The sequence below is a fragment of the Burkholderia sp. SR8 genome (assembly GCF_052851275.1).
Genome location: NZ_JAULUC010000013.1, coordinates 146,521 through 163,118, shown reverse-complemented (window position 1 = coordinate 163,118; position 16,598 = coordinate 146,521). Strand labels below are relative to the sequence as shown.

At 66.9% G+C, this 16,598-nt stretch carries 17 protein-coding genes; 11 read left to right on the top strand and 6 right to left on the bottom strand.

Going from position 1 to position 16,598, the window contains the following annotated elements; genetic code table 11:
• Positions 1–2 precede the first annotated feature (2 nt).
• Positions 3–677 (bottom strand): HAD family hydrolase, encoded by a 675-nt coding sequence (locus tag Q3A80_RS18470; protein WP_446330361.1) that lies wholly within the window; start codon positions 675–677, stop codon positions 3–5.
• A gap of 217 nt (positions 678–894) precedes the next feature.
• Between Q3A80_RS18470 and Q3A80_RS18465 the strand changes: the two genes are divergently transcribed.
• Complete coding sequence (locus Q3A80_RS18465) at positions 895–2,079, top strand: sugar transporter (RefSeq protein ID WP_446330360.1); 1,185 nt, start codon at positions 895–897, stop codon at positions 2,077–2,079.
• 28 nt (positions 2,080–2,107) lie between these two features.
• Here the strand turns inward: Q3A80_RS18465 and Q3A80_RS18460 are convergent, their stop codons facing one another.
• The 3 genes from Q3A80_RS18460 to Q3A80_RS18450 form a co-directional block, all read right to left on the bottom strand.
• Positions 2,108–3,277 carry a helix-turn-helix domain-containing protein gene (locus Q3A80_RS18460; RefSeq protein ID WP_446330359.1) on the bottom strand — a complete coding sequence of 390 codons (1,170 nt, stop codon included), beginning with the start codon at positions 3,275–3,277 and terminating at the stop codon, positions 2,108–2,110.
• Between the two features lie 179 nt (positions 3,278–3,456).
• Positions 3,457–4,584 (bottom strand): NAD(P)-dependent alcohol dehydrogenase, encoded by a 1,128-nt coding sequence (locus Q3A80_RS18455; RefSeq protein WP_446330358.1) that lies wholly within the window; start codon positions 4,582–4,584, stop codon positions 3,457–3,459.
• 14 nt (positions 4,585–4,598) lie between these two features.
• A complete protein-coding gene (locus tag Q3A80_RS18450; RefSeq protein WP_446330357.1) occupies positions 4,599–6,068 on the bottom strand; it encodes a benzaldehyde dehydrogenase in 1,470 nt (489 codons plus the stop codon).
• Positions 6,069–6,567: 499 nt separating this feature from the next.
• Here Q3A80_RS18450 and Q3A80_RS18445 point away from each other — a divergent pair, with 499 nt between their 5' ends.
• A complete protein-coding gene (locus Q3A80_RS18445; RefSeq protein ID WP_011549124.1) occupies positions 6,568–6,801 on the top strand; it encodes a hypothetical protein in 234 nt (77 codons plus the stop codon).
• 91 nt (positions 6,802–6,892) lie between these two features.
• Here the strand turns inward: Q3A80_RS18445 and Q3A80_RS18440 are convergent, their stop codons facing one another.
• Entirely contained in the window at positions 6,893–7,471 is a 579-nt protein-coding gene (locus Q3A80_RS18440; RefSeq protein ID WP_446330356.1) for a DUF4337 domain-containing protein, read from the bottom strand.
• 502 nt (positions 7,472–7,973) lie between these two features.
• On the opposite strand from Q3A80_RS18440, the gene Q3A80_RS18435 reads away from it, so the two are divergent.
• The 9 genes from Q3A80_RS18435 (at position 7,974) to Q3A80_RS18395 (ending at position 16,259) form a co-directional block, all read left to right on the top strand.
• Complete coding sequence (locus Q3A80_RS18435) at positions 7,974–9,119, top strand: muconate/chloromuconate family cycloisomerase (RefSeq protein WP_446330355.1); 1,146 nt, start codon at positions 7,974–7,976, stop codon at positions 9,117–9,119.
• 25 nt (positions 9,120–9,144) lie between these two features.
• Positions 9,145–9,435: a muconolactone Delta-isomerase gene (gene catC / locus Q3A80_RS18430; RefSeq protein ID WP_446330354.1), complete on the top strand. Its 291-nt coding sequence runs from the start codon at positions 9,145–9,147 to the stop codon at positions 9,433–9,435.
• A 74-nt stretch (positions 9,436–9,509) separates the two neighbouring features.
• Entirely contained in the window at positions 9,510–10,451 is a 942-nt protein-coding gene (catA, locus tag Q3A80_RS18425; protein WP_446330353.1) for a catechol 1,2-dioxygenase, read from the top strand.
• Between the two features lie 117 nt (positions 10,452–10,568).
• Positions 10,569–11,927: a Rieske 2Fe-2S domain-containing protein gene (locus Q3A80_RS18420; RefSeq protein WP_446330352.1), complete on the top strand. Its 1,359-nt coding sequence runs from the start codon at positions 10,569–10,571 to the stop codon at positions 11,925–11,927.
• Entirely contained in the window at positions 11,924–12,412 is a 489-nt protein-coding gene (benB, locus tag Q3A80_RS18415; protein ID WP_446330351.1) for a benzoate 1,2-dioxygenase small subunit, read from the top strand. The genes Q3A80_RS18420 and benB overlap by 4 nt, the downstream gene beginning before the upstream one ends.
• A gap of 39 nt (positions 12,413–12,451) precedes the next feature.
• Positions 12,452–13,474: a benzoate 1,2-dioxygenase electron transfer component BenC gene (gene benC, locus Q3A80_RS18410; protein ID WP_446330350.1), complete on the top strand. Its 1,023-nt coding sequence runs from the start codon at positions 12,452–12,454 to the stop codon at positions 13,472–13,474.
• On the top strand, positions 13,471–14,247 hold the full coding sequence (gene benD, locus Q3A80_RS18405; protein WP_446330349.1) for a benzoate diol dehydrogenase BenD: 777 nt from the start codon (positions 13,471–13,473) through the stop codon (positions 14,245–14,247). Before benC ends, benD begins: the two co-directional genes overlap by 4 nt.
• Before the next feature lie 119 nt (positions 14,248–14,366).
• Entirely contained in the window at positions 14,367–14,765 is a 399-nt protein-coding gene (locus tag Q3A80_RS18400; RefSeq protein WP_446330348.1) for a RidA family protein, read from the top strand.
• A 357-nt stretch (positions 14,766–15,122) separates the two neighbouring features.
• Positions 15,123–16,259, top strand: coding sequence for a porin (locus tag Q3A80_RS18395; RefSeq protein WP_446330347.1), 1,137 nt, complete (start codon positions 15,123–15,125; stop codon positions 16,257–16,259).
• 42 nt (positions 16,260–16,301) lie between these two features.
• On the opposite strand, the gene Q3A80_RS18390 is transcribed toward Q3A80_RS18395, so the two are convergent.
• Positions 16,302–16,571, bottom strand: a complete 270-nt coding sequence (locus Q3A80_RS18390) for a hypothetical protein (protein WP_446330346.1) — start codon at positions 16,569–16,571, stop codon at positions 16,302–16,304.
• Between the last annotated feature and the right edge of the window lie 27 nt (positions 16,572–16,598).

Below are 16,598 nucleotides of genomic sequence, written 5' to 3'. Positions count from 1 at the left end.
CGTTACGGCCGCGCCGCGATCTCGTCGAGGTGCCACAGCAGATCCGCCGGATCGTCGTACACGCGCAGCGCGCCCGCACGCTCCAGCTCGTCGCTGCCATAGCCGCCCGCGAGCAATCCGACGCCGAGCGCGCGGCAGCGGCTCGCGGCGAGCATGTCCCAGATGCTGTCGCCGACGACGACCGTGTGTTCGATCGGCACGTCGAGCTTCGCCGCGGCGGTCAGGAACAGATCGGGATCCGGCTTCGCGTACTTGACCTGGTCGCGCGTGACGACCACGTTCTTCTCCGGATCGACGCCGAGCGCTTCGAGGTTGATCGCCGCCGTTTCCATCCGGCCGCTGGTCGCGATCGCCCACCGGATGCCGGCATTCGACAGCGCGGCCAGCAATTCGCGCGCGCCCGGCAGCGGCCGGACCTGCGCGCGCAGCCGCTGGTACGCGGCCGCATGCAGCCGTGCGAGCCGCTCGACGCGCTCGGCGTCGATGTCGCCGGCCGTCTCGCGCAGCAGCTGGTTCAGGAACAGGCCGCCGCTCATCCCGATCTTGCGGTGAATGCGCCATACCGACAGCTCGATGCCTTCCGCGTCGAGCGCCTCCTTCCACGCGAGCACGTGCTGATAGACGCTGTCGACGAGCGTGCCGTCGAGATCGAACAGAAATGACGTTTCAATGCGCATGTGAATCTCCTGGCCCGATCGCGTTCGGGCATTTCAAGTCGTCGGCAAAACCCGGTTCGTCACATTATCGGCGCGCGGCCGTGTCACCGCCATGTCCCGCGCCGCACGCGCCGCGCCCGGCGGCAGCGTGTCGAACACCGCTGGTACAATCGCGCCGATGCGCCGGGCGGGCCGCCCGCGCGCGCCCCAACCTTCGTCGAATCCCCGCACTCCCAGTATGGCAACCCCCGACGCCGTCAGTTCCGAACAATCGTGGTGGGGCGTTCTGGCCCTGGCAATCACCGCCTTCATCTTCAATACCACCGAATTCGTGCCCGTTGCGCTGCTGAGCGCGATCGGCGACAGCCTGCAGATGCAGCCGACCGCCGTCGGCCTGATGCTGACGATCTACGCGTGGGCCGTCGCCGTCGTGTCGCTGCCGCTGACGTTCTTCACGCGGCACGTCGAGCGCCGCAAGCTGCTGAGCGTCGCGCTGCTCGTCTTCATCGGCAGCCATGTCGTGACCGGCATCGCGTGGAATTTCACGGTGCTGATGCTCGGCCGGCTCGGCATCGCGTGCGCGCATGCGGTGTTCTGGTCGATTTCCGTGCCGCTCGCCGTGCGCCTCGCACCGAGCGACCGCAAAAGCCGCGCGCTCAGCCTGCTCGCGATGGGCACGGCGATCGCGATGGTCGCCGGCATCCCGCTCGGGCGCGTGATCGGCGAAGCGCTCGGCTGGCGCGTGACGTTCCTCGTGATCGGCGGCGCGGCGGCCGTCGCGTTGCTGCTGCTGCGCGTGACGCTGCCGACGTTGCCGAGCGCGGGCGCCGGATCGCTCGCCAGTATCGGGATGTTTCTCAGGAAGCCGGCGCTCGTCGCGCTGTACGCGATCACGGTGCTCGTCGTGTCCGCGCATTTCACGTCGTACACGTACATCGAACCGTTCGTGCAGAGCGTCAATCACGCGAGCAGCAGCCGGATTACCTACGTACTGATCCTGTTCGGCGTCGCCGGCATGCCGGCCGCGGTCTGCTTCAATCGCGTGTTTCCGGAGCGGCCGGCCGATTTCCTGCTCGCGTCGATCGTCGCGTTGTCGGCGTGCCTGCTGATCCTGTTTCCGTGCGCGCTGAACATCGTCACGCTGTCGGTGCATACGCTCGTGTGGGGCGGCGCGATCGTGTGCTTCGGTCTCGCGATGCAGGCGTGGGTGCTGAAGCTCGCGCCCGACGCGACCGACCTCGCGGTGTCGATCTTTTCCGGGCTGTATAACGTCGGAATCGGCGCCGGCGCGTTGCTTGGCAACCACATTGCCAGCGACTTCGGGCTGTCGTGGATCGGCACGTTCGGCGGCGTGGTCGGCATCCTGTCGGCCGGGATCGCGTGGGCCGCGCTGCGGCTGCACGAGCGAAGGGCAGTGGCGTAAGCGCGTTCGGCGTACGCGTTACGCCGCTTCAATGCGGCCCGCGCGTGAGGCCCGCCGCGTCGAGTTGCCTGAGCTTCGCATACAGCGTCGTGCGTGAAATGCCGAGCTGCCGCGCGGCCGCGGACACGTTGCCGTCGTGCTCGGCGAGCGCCCGGCGGATCGCGTCGAGCGACTGTTCGTGCAGGCTGGCCTGCGGCGTGGTGCCGGCCGCTGTCACGCCGCACACGTCGGCCGCGTCTTCCAGCGTATCGGACTGCCTCAGCAGCGTCGCCCGATCGAGCGGCGCACGTACGGTGCGCACCCATACGTGGCTACCATCGTCGCGCGCGATCCGCTGCGGCGTGCGTGCCGGCGCGAGCAGGCGCCGCTGCTGCGCGGGCGTCGCGCCGGGAAACAGCTGGCGCACGTCGTGCGGCGCGACCGGCCCGTCGGGCGCGAGATCGAGCGTCTGTCGTGCGAGCCGGCTCACGGCGCGCACGCGGCCCGCTTCGTCGAGCGCGACGACCCCGGCGAGCGGCGTGCCGAGCCAGCGCGGATCGTGCTGGACCTGCAGCAGATGGCAGTCGCGCAGCATCGCATACAGCCGCTGCTCGGCGGACAGCGCCGCGTACCGGAACTGCTCGCGCAGTTGCACGACGTTGCGTCGGCCGATGCCGGTGATGTCGAGCGCGCCGATCACTTCACCGTCGAAGCCGACGAGCGGCACCGCGAGACAGAACACCCGCGACAATTCGTCGAGATAGTGCTGCGCGCCCGCGACGACGGTCTCGGCGCCGTCGTGAATCACGCAGCTCGGTGCGGTCGTGCCGATGTTCGGTTCGACGATCCGGCGGCCGGCGACGATCGGCGTCAGCAGCGCGTCGTCGCATTGCGGGCTGCGGCGCGCATGGACGATCGTGCCGTGCGGATTGACGCACATGATCGTCCACGCGGCGCCGCCGAACGCGGCCCACAGCGGCTCGATTTCCTGCGCGATGCAGCGGCGAAGCCGCCGGTCCGCGCGCGACTCGTCGAGCTCGCGCTGCATTTCGTAGCGGGCGGTTTCCCACGGCCGGAGGCCCGCATCGCGCGAGCGCAGCCACGAGCGCGCGACACTGGCCGGCAACGCCGAGTCGGGCAACGGCTCGCCCGCCGCGAAGCGGGCGCGGAGCCGGTCGAGGTCGACCGGCCATGCTGGAGAGTCGGGAGTCGTGTTCACGCTGCGTTCCATTTGGGGGCAATGTCCGGGGCCGGGCGTGGCGGCCCGGCGTGTCGCGCGAATGCGTAATATAGCCCGGCGCCCGAAGCGCGGTGTTTTCGTCCCGGCAAGCGCGCCGCGGGGTGCCGCCGATCGGCCTCGGCATCCGCGTGGCAGACGGCCGGCGGCGCCCCCCGCGTTCAATCCGGCAAGCGCAGGATCGGCTTGAGCGTGATCCCTTTGATGCTGTCTTCCGCTGCCTCGTTGATCTGGTCGAGCGAATAGAACTTCACCAGCCGGTCGAACGGAAACCGCCCTTGCAGATACAGCTGCACGAGTTGAGGAATGAACGTCTGCGGAACGCTGTCGCCTTCGACGATCCCGCGGATCGTGTGCCCGCCGAGCAGCAGGCTGTTCACGTCGAAGTCGGCCCGGGTGCCGAGCTTTGGCGCGCCGACTACGCCCATCGTGCCGCGCGAACCGAGCGCGTCGATGCCTTGCGACAGCACCGCGGGCAGCCCGGTCGATTCGAGCGCGTAGTCGACGCCGCCGCCGGTGATCTCGCGGATCGCGTCGACCACGTCGACTTCGTTGCTGTCGAGCGCGTGCGTCGCGCCGAGCTCGAGCGCCAGCGCGAGACGCGACGGCACGATGTCGACGGCGATGATCGTCGTCGCGCCGGCGACGCGCGCGGCCATCACCGCGCTCATGCCGACTGCGCCCGCGCCGAAGCTCGCGAAGCTGCTGCCGGTGCGGACCGCGAGCGAATTGATCACCGCGCCTGCGCCGGTCTGGATCCCGCAGCCGAGCGGGCCGAGCAGTTCGAGCGGCGCTTCGGCCGGCACCTTGATCGCGTTGTTCTCGCGAGCGAGCGCGTAGCTTGCGAACGACGACTGCGCGAAGAAATGATCGTGCAGCGGTTGTCCGGCTGCATCGCGGAGCGCGGTTTGCCCGTCGGCATCGGCGCCGCCGAAGTTCAGCGCGAAGAACTGCCGGCAATACGCGCCGTGACCGCCGACGCACGACGTGCAGTGGCCGCACGCGCCGTAGGTCAGCACGACGTGATCGCCGGCGGCAAGCGTCTTCACGTTCGGACCGACCGCCTCGACCACGCCGGCGCCTTCGTGACCGAGCACGGCCGGCAGCGGCACCGGGTAGTACTGGTCGCGCACGATCAGGTCGGTATGGCACAGGCCGGTGGCGACGACCCGCACCAACACCTCGTCGCCGCGCGGCGCGCGGATCCGCGCCGGTTCGATCGAGAAAGGCGCGCCGGCGGCGCGGGCAACGGCCGCGGTGACGGCGCGCGTATCGTTTTCGGTGTACATGGTCGGTCTCCTCGTCAAAGCGGGTACAGCGGCGCGTCGCCCTTGATCGTCAGCCATTGCCACTGCGTGAATTCTTCCCAGTTTGCCGCACCGCCGATGCTCGAGCCGTTGCCCGATGCGCCGACGCCGCCGAACGGGTTGATCACTTCATCGTTGACCGTCTGGTCGTTGATGTGCAGCAGCCCCGTGTTCAGGCGTTCGCCGATTCTCAGCGCGCGGCCGACGTCGGCGGACAGGATCGCCATCGACAGCCCGTATTCGGTCCGGTTCGCGAGCGCGATCGCGTCTTCGTCGGTATCGAACGGCACGACGATCGCGACCGGCCCGAAAAGCTCCTCGTCGAACGCCGGATTGCCGGGTGCGACGCCGCTCAGCACGGTCGGCTCGAAGAACAGGTCGCGATGCGTGCCGCCCGTCTCGATGCGTGCGCCCGCGCGGCGCGCGGCGTCGACCACGCTCGCCGCATGGTCGCGTTGCGCGGCGTTGATCAGCGGGCCGAGGCCGACGTCCTCGGTCGCGGGATTACCGACGCGCAGGCTTCGCGCCTTCTCGACGAGCTTCGCGACGAAGCGGTCGTGGATCGCGCGCTGCACGAGCACGCGGCCGGTCGCCATGCAGATCTGGCCTTGATGCAGATATGCGCCCCACGCGGTGTTCGCGACGGCGCGGTCGAGGTCGGCATCGTCGAGCACGATCAGCGAGTTCTTGCCGCCGAGTTCGAGCGATACCTTTTTCAGATGGCGGCCCGCCGCTTCGCCGACCTTGCGTCCGGCCGCGGTGGAGCCGGTGAACTGGATCATCGCGACGTGCGGATCGGCGACGAGCGCCGCGCCGGCCGCACCGTCGCCGGGCAGCATGTGCAGTACGCCCTCGGGCAGGCCGGCCAGCTCGAACACGCGGGCGATCGCGACGCCGCCGCACACGGCGGTGCGCGGATCGGGCTTCAGCACGACCGCGTTGCCGAGCGCGAGCGCCGGGGCGACGGCGCGCATCGCCAGGTACAGCGGGAAGTTGAATGGCGAGATCACGCCGACGACGCCGCGCGGACGGCGGCGCGCGAGCGACAGCCGGCCGGCTGTCGACGGCAGCACTTCGCCGGCCGCGCGTGAAGGCAGGCCGGCCGCTTCATGCAGCGCCTTGATCGTGACGGCGGTTTCGAAGGACGCCTTTGCACGGGTTGAGCCGCTTTCGCGGACAAGCCAGTCGACGATCGCGTCGAAATGCGTTTCGGCGACGGCTGCCGCGCGGCGCAGCACCGCCGCGCGCTCGTCGTACGGCAGGGCGAACCATGCGGGCTGGGTGCGGCGGGCGGTGGCTGATGCTTCGGCGATGGCTGCGGCGTCGGCAAGGCCGATGCGGCCGAGGGTGGTGCCGGTCGCCGGCTCGATGACGTCGGCCGTGTGCGGGCTTGTGTGCCAGCGGCCGGTGAAGGTCTTGCCGCGCCAGATGTCGGTGTCGAACAGTGCCGTGTTGCTGCTATCCATTTGCGCTCCTGGGGAAATTCGGATCGACCGGGAGGGCGTTGGGCAGCCCGACCGGCATGCGCGCGAAGGTAGACGGGGCGGGGGAGCGCGGCTATCCGGGTTTTTTCCCACCCGCGGGCGGCGCGTGGATTCGGCGGCGTTTGCGGTTCTGTGTGCGGAAACTGAACAGTTGCTGATGCAGCATCATCTGCGCTTCACTGACACCGCGCAGCACACAAAGCGATTCTAAGACCTGCATTCACCCGTTTGGCCGTTATCGACCCGGAGCGGCCCTTCAGATTTATCCAAAGCGGCCAATCGTTGCGACCTGCGGCGGGATTTTATAGCCACGCTCGATGAGTATCTTGGCCTAGGCGCGACTGCGGAATCATCCCCGATTAAATCGCTTCTCCCGCAGCGTGCCGTTGGAACCTTCAACGGAGTCGTTCTGCCAAGGGCGGCAAGAACGGACACAGCGTGTACGATCTGGTCTTCAAGAAAATCATCCAAGGAGAGAGGAATGAATCCGGAACAGGCCCGAGCCGAAGAAACCCAGGCGATGGAGCGCATGGTGGCCGCCACGCTGCGCGTGCAGAGTACGTTCGCTTCGATGCAGAAGCAATTTCCGCCGCAAGGCAGTGGCGAGCCTTCGCCGTTCGCGCTGCAAACCTTTGATGCCGCCCTGCAGGAACTTGAAGACGCACAGGCCGCGTTCGATGCGCTGCTAAACGATCTGATCGACGGTAACCGCTAAAGGCTACGCCCTTATCCGCACCGATTGTCGACGATCTAAAAAGCTGTGTCGAACGGCCGTTCGTGGCCGCAGGCGCCCCCTGGTCACGCCGCTACACCCCAAAAAACGCCAGCCCCGCCAGCACGACCCCAATCGCGGCAGCCCCCATCGACAAGCGTTGCATCCATTTCCGCCGCGTGAGAATGGTGATCGCGGCAAGCGCGATCGAGATCTGGATGATGGTCGTGGCCTGCGCCCAACGGTGGTGCCGGTGTAGCCGTTCCTCGCTTGCGGCGTTGCTCTTCACGACTTCTTGCTCAAGCGCTTCGGCGTGAGCGCGGATCGGCTCCTTCTCTTCGCGATACCGCGCCGCGTCTGCTTCGAAACGCTTTCGTTGCGGCGACGCTTCCTGGCTCAAGGCCGCACCGAGCTCGGCGAGATTCTGCTTTTCGCCCTTTGCCTGGTAATAGGCCCACAGGTTGGCCGCCTCGGTTTTCTGGATCGCGGCCTCGTTCTTGTGCAGCAGCGCAAAATTCTCGTCCGCACCGCTCTGGTATGCGGAAATCGCGCCGATGCAGGCGAGGATTGCCGTCATCACCGCGATGCGCGCCGCTCCGTGGTCTTCTCCATGCGCCGCAGGGTGCTCGACTGCATGATCGTGCGGGCCGTGAACTTCGAAATCTTCTGGCATGGCAGGAAGGTTCGCGTGAGTTGAAGGGCTGATACGCGCTGCTCACGCCTGTGAGGGGCGGGCAGCCAAATGGGTCGCACCGTTGCCGGGTCGCAGGTCGGCTGGGCCAGTCCGTTCGTTGCGCGCCCCATCGTCGGATTGTGGACGAGTCCGGCACCGAGTGCCAACGGCCGAATGTGGCCGCGTTCCCCTTCGTTTTCCCCTCAGGAAAACCCTGATTCCCGTCGACAGACCACCGGACTCGAGCCGATTTCCCGTCGCCGCAGGCAGCGGCATCGCACCGGCATCCAGGCCATACCTCAAACACCCGCAACCCCACTCCATCAAGCCTCTCAGCGCGCATACCTAGCCAAAAAAGGTATGGCGCACCGCAATATTTCGCGTTGTAAACCCGATTTCAATACCTGCCAGGTATCAAAAAACGAGACCAAAAGTATTGGACGCCCCATTTCGCCGCCGCGTATAAATCCGTCCCATGAACTCCCCACACGCAGCGTGCCCCATGTCCCCAGTCACCATCGAACGCATTGAAACCCGCCTCGTCGACCTGCCGACGATCCGTCCGCACAAGCTGTCGGTCGCCACGATGCATGGCCAGACGCTGATGCTGGTGAAAGTGACCTGCAGCGACGGCGTGACGGGCATCGGCGAAGGCACGACGATCGCCGGGATGGCGTACGGCCCGGAAAGCCCCGAAGCGATGAAGCTTGCGATCGACGCATACCTCGCACCGGCGATCATCGGCCACGACGCCACGCGCATCCAGACGCTGATGGCATTCCTCGGCAAGCTCGCGAAGGTCAACCACTTCGCGAAGAGCGCGCTCGAAACCGCACTGCTCGACGCGCACGGCAAGCGTCTCGGCGTGCCGGTCAGCGAACTGCTCGGCGGCCGCCGCCGCGATCGTCTGCCGGTTGCATGGACGCTCGCATCGGGCAACACGGCGACCGATATCGCGGAAGCCGAACGGATGCTCGAGCTGCGCCGCCACAACGTGTTCAAGCTGAAGATCGGCGCGAAGGCGCTCGACGCGGACATCCGGCACGTGGCCGAGATCAAGCGGGCAGTCGGCGACCGCGCATCGGTGCGTGTCGACGTGAACATGGCCTGGAGCGAAACGCAGGCCGCGCGCGCGATTCCGGCGCTCGCCGATGCCGGTTGCGAACTGGTCGAGCAGCCGGTGGCGTCCGCCGCCGCGCTTGCGCGGCTGATGCGCCGCTTCCCGGTCGCGCTGATGGCCGATGAAATCCTGCAGGGCCCCGACAGCGCGTTCGAGATCGCGAAACATCACGGCGCGGACGTGTTCGCGATCAAGATCGAGCAGAGCGGTGGCCTCTTTGCCGCGCAGCGCGTCGCGGCGATCGCGGATACGGCCGGCATCGAGCTGTACGGCGGCACGATGCTCGAAGGCGCATTCAGCACCGTCGCCTCCGCGCACCTGTTCGCGAGCTTCGCGAACCTGCAGTGGGGCACCGAACTGTTCGGACCGCTACTGATCACCGAAGAGATCCTCGCGACCCCGCTCGACTACAGCGATTTCGAACTGACCGTGCCGAGCGGACCAGGCCTCGGCATCGAACTCGACGAAGCGAAGGTCGCACGCTTTACCCGCGACGGGCTGACGAAAGTTTCCCGCCAACCCGCGTAACCCGACACCGTATCAGGACATCACGATGCTTTTCCACGTACGCATGGACGTCAATATCCCGGCCGATCTGCCGGCTGCGGTGGCCGACGAAATCAAGGCCCGCGAGAAGGCGTATTCGCAGGAGCTGCAGCGCAGCGGCAAGTGGCGCCACATCTGGCGCATCGCCGGCGAATACGCGAACTACAGCGTGTTCGACGTGTCGGGCAACGCCGAGCTGCACGAGATCCTGACCGGCCTGCCGCTGTTCCCGTACATGAAGATTTCGGTGACGCCGTTGTGTCGCCACCCGTCGTCGATACGCGACGACGACGTTTGAGCCACGGCGTCGCCGCTGCGCCGGCAGCGAGCACCCCGGGTCACCATTCCCCCAATACACGTGGAGACACCATCATGAGCGTCAAAGTTTTCGAAACGAAGGAAGTGCAGGATCTGCTGAAGGCCGCGTCGAACGCAGGCGCGAACGGCGCGAAGGGCGACGCCCGCACGCAGCAGATCGTGCTGCGGCTGCTCGGCGACCTCTTCAAGGCGATCGACGATCTCGACATCACGCCCGACGAAGTGTGGGCCGGCGTGAACTACCTGAACAAGCTCGGCCAGGACGGCGAAGCCGCGCTGCTCGCGGCGGGCCTCGGCCTCGAAAAGTATCTCGACATCCGGATGGACGCCGCGGACGAGGCGCTCGGCCTCGACGGCGGCACGCCGCGCACGATCGAAGGTCCGCTGTACGTCGCTGGCGCGCCGGTGCGCGACGGCGTCGCGAAGATCGACCTCGACGCGGACGAAGGCGCCGGCCCGCTGGTGATCCACGGCACGGTCAAGGATCTCGACGGCAAGCCGGTGGCCGGCGCGCTGGTCGAATGCTGGCACGCGAATTCGCATGGCTTCTATTCGCACTTCGACCCGACCGGCAAGCAAAGCGACTTCAACCTGCGCGGCGCGGTGAAGACGGACGCGGACGGCAAATACGAATTCCGCACGCTGATGCCGGTCGGTTACGGCTGCCCGCCGCAGGGCGCGACGCAGCAGCTGCTCGACCGCCTCGGCCGCCACGGCAACCGTCCGGCGCACGTGCACTTCTTCGTGACGAGCGACGACCATCGCAAGCTGACGACGCAGTTCAACATCGACGGCGACCCGCTGATCTGGGATGACTTCGCATACGCGACGCGCGAAGAGCTGATCCCGCCCGTGACCGAAAAGACCGGCGGTACCGCGCTCGGGATGAAGGCCGACGCATATCAGGACATCGAGTTCGACTTCGTGCTGACCCCGCGCGTCGCGGGCAAGGACAACCAGATCGTCGAACGCCTGCGCGCTTCCGCCACGGCATAACCCGCCCGACGGCGCGGCGGCGCGCGTGCGCTGCTGCTGCCGGCCGGTCCCCTGGATTCAATCGATACAGATGCGAGCGTGCTTGCAGGACGCGTCACGCGCGCAGGAGGAACCACCATGTCCACCACGATCGACCCGACCACCGAACTGGACGACCTGCTCGCGACCGCCGTGCAGGACGACAAGGAGGCCGGCATCTTCCGCTGCCGCCGCGACATCTTCACGAACGAGGCACTGTACGAGCTCGAGATGAAGCATATCTTCGAGCGCAACTGGGTGTATCTCGCGCACGAGAGCCAGATCCCGAACAACAACGATTACTACACGACGTGGATCGGCCGCCAGCCGGTCGTCATCACGCGCGACAAGACCGGCGAGCTGCACGCGGTGATCAATGCCTGTGCGCACAAGGGCGCGATGCTGTGCCGCCGCAAGCACGGCAACAAGGGCAGCTTCACGTGCCCGTTCCACGGCTGGACCTTCTCGAACACCGGCAAGCTGCTGAAGGTGAAGGACGAGAAGACGACCGAGTATCCGGTGCAGTTCAACACGCACGGCTCGCACGACCTGAAGAAGGTCGCGCGCTTCCAGAACTATCGCGGCTTCCTGTTCGGCAGCCTGAGCGACGACGTGCTGCCGCTCGAGGACTACCTCGGCGAGGCGCGCGTGATCATCGACCAGATCGTCGACCAGGCGCCGGACGGTCTCGAAGTGCTGCGCGGCAACTCGTCCTACATCTACGAAGGCAACTGGAAGATGCAGATGGAGAACGGTTGCGACGGCTATCACGTGAGCACCGTGCACTGGAACTACGCGGCGACGATGGGCCGTCGCAAGGAAGACGGCACCAAGGCCGTCGACGCGAACAGCTGGAGCAAGTCGGTCGCCGGCGTGTACGGCTTCGACAACGGCCATATCCTGCTGTGGACCAAGACGATGAACCCGGAAGTGCGGCCCGTGTACCAGCATCGCGACGAGATCAAGGCGCGCGTGGGTGACGTGCAGGCCGACTTCATCGTGAACCAGACGCGCAACCTGTGCGTGTACCCGAACGTGTTCCTGATGGACCAGTTCAGCACGCAGATCCGCGTGGTGCGCCCGCTCGCGGTCGACAGGACCGAAGTCAGCATCTTCTGCTTCGCGCCGAAGGGCGAGAGCGATGCCGACCGCACGACGCGCATTCGCCAGTACGAGGATTTCTTCAACGTGACGGGGATGGGCACGGCCGACGACCTCGAAGAGTTCCGCGCGTGCCAGGCCGGCTACGCGGGCATCACGGCGATGTGGAACGACCTGTCGCGCGGCGCGCCGCTGTGGATCGACGGGCCGGACGAGAACGCGAAGAAGATGGGGCTGAACCCGCGCATTTCGGGCGAGCGCAGCGAGGACGAAGGGCTGTTCGTGTGCCAGCACGAACACTGGGTGCACGTGATGCGCGATGCACTGAAGAAGGAACGCGGGGAGGTGGAGGCATGAGCATCGATTACCGGACCATCTGCGCGACGCTGTACCGCGAAGCGCGCCTGCTCGACGATCGCGAGTGGGACGAGTGGCTGACCTGCTACACCGAGGACGTCACGTACTGGATGCCCGCGTGGGACGACGACGACCGGCCGACCGACGATCCGCACAGCCAGATCTCGCTGATGTATTACGCGGATCGCGGCGGGCTCGAGGATCGCGTGTTCCGGATCAAGACCGAGCGCAGCGGCGCGTCGACGCCCGAGCCGCGCACGAGCCACAACGTGACGAACGTCGAGGTGCTGGCCGAACGCGACGGCGAGGTGGACGTGCGCTACAACTTCAACACGCTGAACCACCGCTACCGCGTGACCGATCACTACTTCGGCACGATGTTCGTCACGCTGCGCCAGGTGGGCGACGCGCTGCTGATCTCGAACAAGAAGATCGTGCTGAAGAACGACTACATCCGGCAGGTGCTCGACGTGTACCACGTCTGACGCCGATTGTTTCGACACGTAATACAGGGAGACGAGGTCATGTCCACCTACAAGATTGCACTGAACTTCGAGGACGGGGTCACCCGCTTCATCGACTGCAAGGCCGGCGAGAAGGTGCTGGATGCCGCGTTCCGCGCAAAGATCAACCTGCCGATGGACTGCTCCGACGGCGTGTGCGGCACCTGCAAGTGCCGCGCCGAAAGCGGCAGCTACGACCTCGGCGACGACTACATCGACGATGCGCTCACCGAGGACGAGAAGGACGGCGGCCTCGTGCTGACGTGCCAGATGGTGCCGCAAAGCGATTGCGTGATCGCGGTGCCGACGTCGTCGGTCGCGTGCAAGACCGGTCACAGCGCGTTCGCCGCGACCGTGACGAAAGTCGAGCAGCACAACGATGCGGCGATCGTGCTCGAGCTCGACGTCGATGCGGCCGCACCGGCGTTCCTGCCGGGCCAGTACGTGAACATCCGCGTGCCGGGCAGCGGCCAGCACCGCTCGTATTCGTTCTCGTCCGCGCCGGGCGACACGAAGGTCGGGTTCCTGATCAAGAAGATTCCGGGCGGCGTGATGAGCACGTGGCTCGAATCGGCGAAGCCCGGCGACACGCTCGAACTGAACGGGCCGCTCGGCAGCTTCTACCTGCGCGACGTCGAGCGGCCGCTGCTGTTCCTCGCGGGCGGCACGGGCCTCGCACCGTTCCTGTCGATGCTCGAAGTGCTCGCGCGCAGCGGGTCGCAGCAGAAGGTGCACCTGATCTACGGCGTCACGCGCGATCTCGACCTCGTGCTGGTCGACGCGATCGAAGCGTATGCGGCGAAGTTGCCGAACTTCAGCTTCGCGACGGTCGTGGCGGATGCGGCATCGAGCCACGCGCGCAAGGGCTGGGTCACGCAGCACATTCCGGCCGACGCGCTGAACGACGGCGACGTGGACGTCTATCTGTGCGGGCCGCCGCCGATGGTCGATGCGGTGCGCCAGTATTTCGACGACGAGGGCGTGAAGCCCAACAGCTTCCACTACGAGAAGTTCACGCCGAACGTGACGGCAAAGGCGGCATGATCATGCAGCGATTCTCCGGAAAGGTCGTCGTCGTCACCGGCGCGGCGCAGGGCATCGGCCGCGGCGTCGCGCTGCGCGCGGCGGCCGAGGGCGGCAAGGTACTGTTCGTCGATCGCGCGGATTTCGTCGCCGAGGTGGCGGCCGAAGCGCCGGGCGGCAACACGGCCGGCTTCGTCGCCGATCTCGAGACCTACGACGGCGCGCATGCGGCGATGGCGTGTGCGGTCGCGACGTTCGGCCGGATCGACGTGCTGATCAACGGCGTCGGCGGCGCGATCCGGATGCGGCCGTTCGCCGAGTTCGAGCCCGCGCAGATCGACGCCGAAATCCGCCGCTCGCTGATGCCGACGCTCTACAGCTGTCACGCGGTGCTGCCGCACATGCTGGCAGGAGGCGGCGGCACGATCGTCAACGTGTCGTCGAACGCGACGCGCGGAATTCGCCGCGTGCCGTACTCGGCGGCGAAGGGCGGCGTCAATGCGCTGACGGCGGCGCTCGCGATGGAATACGCGGAGCACGACATCCGCGTGGTCGCGACCGCACCCGGCGGCACCACGGCGCCGCCGCGCCGCGTACCGCGCAACGCTGCCGGCGACAACGCGCAGGAACAGGCGTGGATGGCCGAAGCGGTGCGGCAGGTGACCGATTCGACGTTCTTCAAGCGCTACGGCACGCTCGACGAACAGATCGCGCCGATCCTGTTCCTGGCGTCCGATGACGCGAGCTACATCACCGGCACGGTGCTGCCGGTCGCCGGCGGCGATACGGGTTGAGCGGCCTGCGTGTCGCGCTGCAAGCTTCTTCCGACATGCGCGCGTCGCAACGCGGCGCGCGTCCGACGATCATCGAACGATAACCGGCCGGTGCAATCAGCCCGGCCACGGAGACACTCATGCGCAAACGCGAAGCGATCATTCCGCCTGGAATGGAAGCCGTGTACGAAAAAATCGGCTATGCACCGGCGATCAAGGCCGGCGATACCGTGTACGTGTCCGGCCAGATCGGCCGCGACGCCGCGATGCAACTGGTCGAGGGCCGCGAAGCGCAGATCGTGCAGGCGTTCGAGAACCTGAAGCGCGTGCTCGAAGCCGGTGGCGCGTCGCTCGACGACGTGGTCGACCTGACGACGTTCCATACCGACATGCGCGATCTGCCGCTGTTCATGCAGGTGCGCGACCGCTATTTCCATGCGCATCCGCGGCCGGCCTGGACCGCGGTGGGCGCACACATGCTCGGCGGCTCGCCGGGCTACATCGTCGAAATCAAGGCGGTGGCGGTGCTCGCGGACTGACGCGGCACGTGGACATCGTGCGACGTGGTGTGTCGTATGGCGAGCGATGCACTGCACCAGAGCGGGGCGGAATGCCGATGCATACCTCCAGATATCAACTGATACCCATTCGGTGTTGGACGCGAGTTATGGCGGCCGATGGTATCGGCACAAACAGGTTGCAGCCGCGACGAATGTAACCAGGCAACAAGGAGACATCCCCCGATCACATTTCTCGTCGGCCGGAATGCCGCGCATCGCACGGCGCGCTTGACGTCCGGCCCGGTCGTGCCTTTCAAAAAATACCGATCCGGTCTGCGTTCATCGATTAGTGATACGTAGCAATCTGGATCGCTTCCCTAAAAATTTGGAGACAGCATGAGATTTCAGCATCTCGTCGGCGGAGCGTTGCTCGGATTCGCGACGACCGGTTTCGCACAAGGCAGCGTGACGTTGTATGGCGTTATCGATACGGGCGTCGAATACGTGTCGCACGCGAACGCGCAGGGCAACAGGATCGTGCGGATGCCGTCGATCACCGGCGAGCTGCCGTCGCGCTGGGGGCTGCGCGGCGCCGAGGATCTCGGCGGCGGCTACAAGGCCGTGTTCGCGCTAGAAAGCGGATTCAACGTCGGCAACGGCACGATGGGGCAGGGCAGCCGTCTGTTCGGCAGGCAGAGCTGGGTCGGGATCGAAAGCCCGTACGGCACGCTGTCGTTCGGCCGGCAGTACACGATGACGTACTACGCGGTGCTCGACGCGGATCTGCTCGGCCCGAACATCTACGGGCTGCCGTCGCTCGACGCGTACATTCCGAACGGCCGCGCGGACAACGCGGTCGCATGGCGCGGCAAGTTCGGCGGCTTCACGGCCGGCGCGATGTATTCATTCGGCCGCGATTCGGCCGGCACCGGCAACTCGCCGGGGCAAGGCACCTGCGCGGGCCCGACGCCCGGCGAGACGACCGTGTGCCGGCTGTGGTCCGCGATGCTCAAGTACGACTCGACCGCGTTCGGGCTGGCCGCATCGTACGAGGAGCAGCGCGGCGGCAGCGCGACCGCGGCCGCGAACTTCTTCGACGGCGTGAAGCCGGTGCCGCTCACCTCGAACGGCGACCGCGACGACCGCGCACAGGTCAACGGCTACGTGAACGCCTTCGGCATGAAGTTCGGCGGCGGCTGGATCGGCCGCTGGGCCGACGCGGGCGCATCGGGCGGCCCGAACCTGCACTCGAACATCTATTACCTCACCGCGAACTACTACGTGAGCCCGGCGTTCATCGTCGATGGCGGCGTCTATCACGTGAACGTGTCCGGCCAGGATGCGCGTGCGACGCTCGGCGTGCTGCGCGGTACGTACCTGCTGTCGAAGCAGACGGCCGTGTATCTGCAGAGCGCGTATCTCGCGAATAGCGCGCATGCGGCGTTTACGGTCAGCGCCGGCGGTGGCGGCACGACGCCCGCGCCCGGGCAGAACCAGATCGGCGTGATGGCCGGGATCCGGCACATGTTCTGAGCATGCGGTGGCGGACGGCGTCGCCGCCGTCGCCCGCATCGTTCATTGCGGATGACAGCCGTCGACCGCGTTTGCCGCGCGCTTCATCGCGACGACGTCGTCGTGACGGGGATCGGCACCGAGCCTCGCGAACTGCTCCGGCATCCGGTCGCGCTTGCGAGCCGGTGTCCGAACATCGGGTGCGATGGCAGCGTGTGTCGCCCGGGCCTCTTCGCGGGTCGCGATGTCGCGCTCGCGCACCGGTACGAGCGCCGGCCGGTCCTTGGGCTCGTCGATCCGGCAGGGCCACGACGATGTTGCCGATGCAAGCATGTCCGGACGACACCGGGCACGCATTCC

Bases quoted from the DNA above. Each gene is read 5' to 3' on its own strand.
- Q3A80_RS18470 (WP_446330361.1), bottom strand. From the start codon at position 677: ATGCGCATTGAAACGTCATTTCTGTTCGATCTCGACGGCACGCTCGTC.
- Q3A80_RS18455 (WP_446330358.1), bottom strand. From the start codon at position 4,584: ATGTACACCGAAAACGATACGCGCGCCGTCACCGCGGCCGTTGCCCGC.
- benD (WP_446330349.1), top strand. From the start codon at position 13,471: ATGATCATGCAGCGATTCTCCGGAAAGGTCGTCGTCGTCACCGGCGCG.
- catC (WP_446330354.1), top strand. From the start codon at position 9,145: ATGCTTTTCCACGTACGCATGGACGTCAATATCCCGGCCGATCTGCCG.
- Q3A80_RS18420 (WP_446330352.1), top strand. From the start codon at position 10,569: ATGTCCACCACGATCGACCCGACCACCGAACTGGACGACCTGCTCGCG.
- Q3A80_RS18395 (WP_446330347.1), top strand. From the start codon at position 15,123: ATGAGATTTCAGCATCTCGTCGGCGGAGCGTTGCTCGGATTCGCGACG.
- Q3A80_RS18390 (WP_446330346.1), bottom strand. From the start codon at position 16,571: ATGCTTGCATCGGCAACATCGTCGTGGCCCTGCCGGATCGACGAGCCC.
- benB (WP_446330351.1), top strand. From the start codon at position 11,924: ATGAGCATCGATTACCGGACCATCTGCGCGACGCTGTACCGCGAAGCG.
- benC (WP_446330350.1), top strand. From the start codon at position 12,452: ATGTCCACCTACAAGATTGCACTGAACTTCGAGGACGGGGTCACCCGC.
- Q3A80_RS18465 (WP_446330360.1), top strand. From the start codon at position 895: ATGGCAACCCCCGACGCCGTCAGTTCCGAACAATCGTGGTGGGGCGTT.
- Q3A80_RS18435 (WP_446330355.1), top strand. From the start codon at position 7,974: ATGTCCCCAGTCACCATCGAACGCATTGAAACCCGCCTCGTCGACCTG.
- Q3A80_RS18400 (WP_446330348.1), top strand. From the start codon at position 14,367: ATGCGCAAACGCGAAGCGATCATTCCGCCTGGAATGGAAGCCGTGTAC.
- Q3A80_RS18445 (WP_011549124.1), top strand. From the start codon at position 6,568: ATGAATCCGGAACAGGCCCGAGCCGAAGAAACCCAGGCGATGGAGCGC.
- Q3A80_RS18450 (WP_446330357.1), bottom strand. From the start codon at position 6,068: ATGGATAGCAGCAACACGGCACTGTTCGACACCGACATCTGGCGCGGC.
- catA (WP_446330353.1), top strand. From the start codon at position 9,510: ATGAGCGTCAAAGTTTTCGAAACGAAGGAAGTGCAGGATCTGCTGAAG.
- Q3A80_RS18440 (WP_446330356.1), bottom strand. From the start codon at position 7,471: ATGCCAGAAGATTTCGAAGTTCACGGCCCGCACGATCATGCAGTCGAG.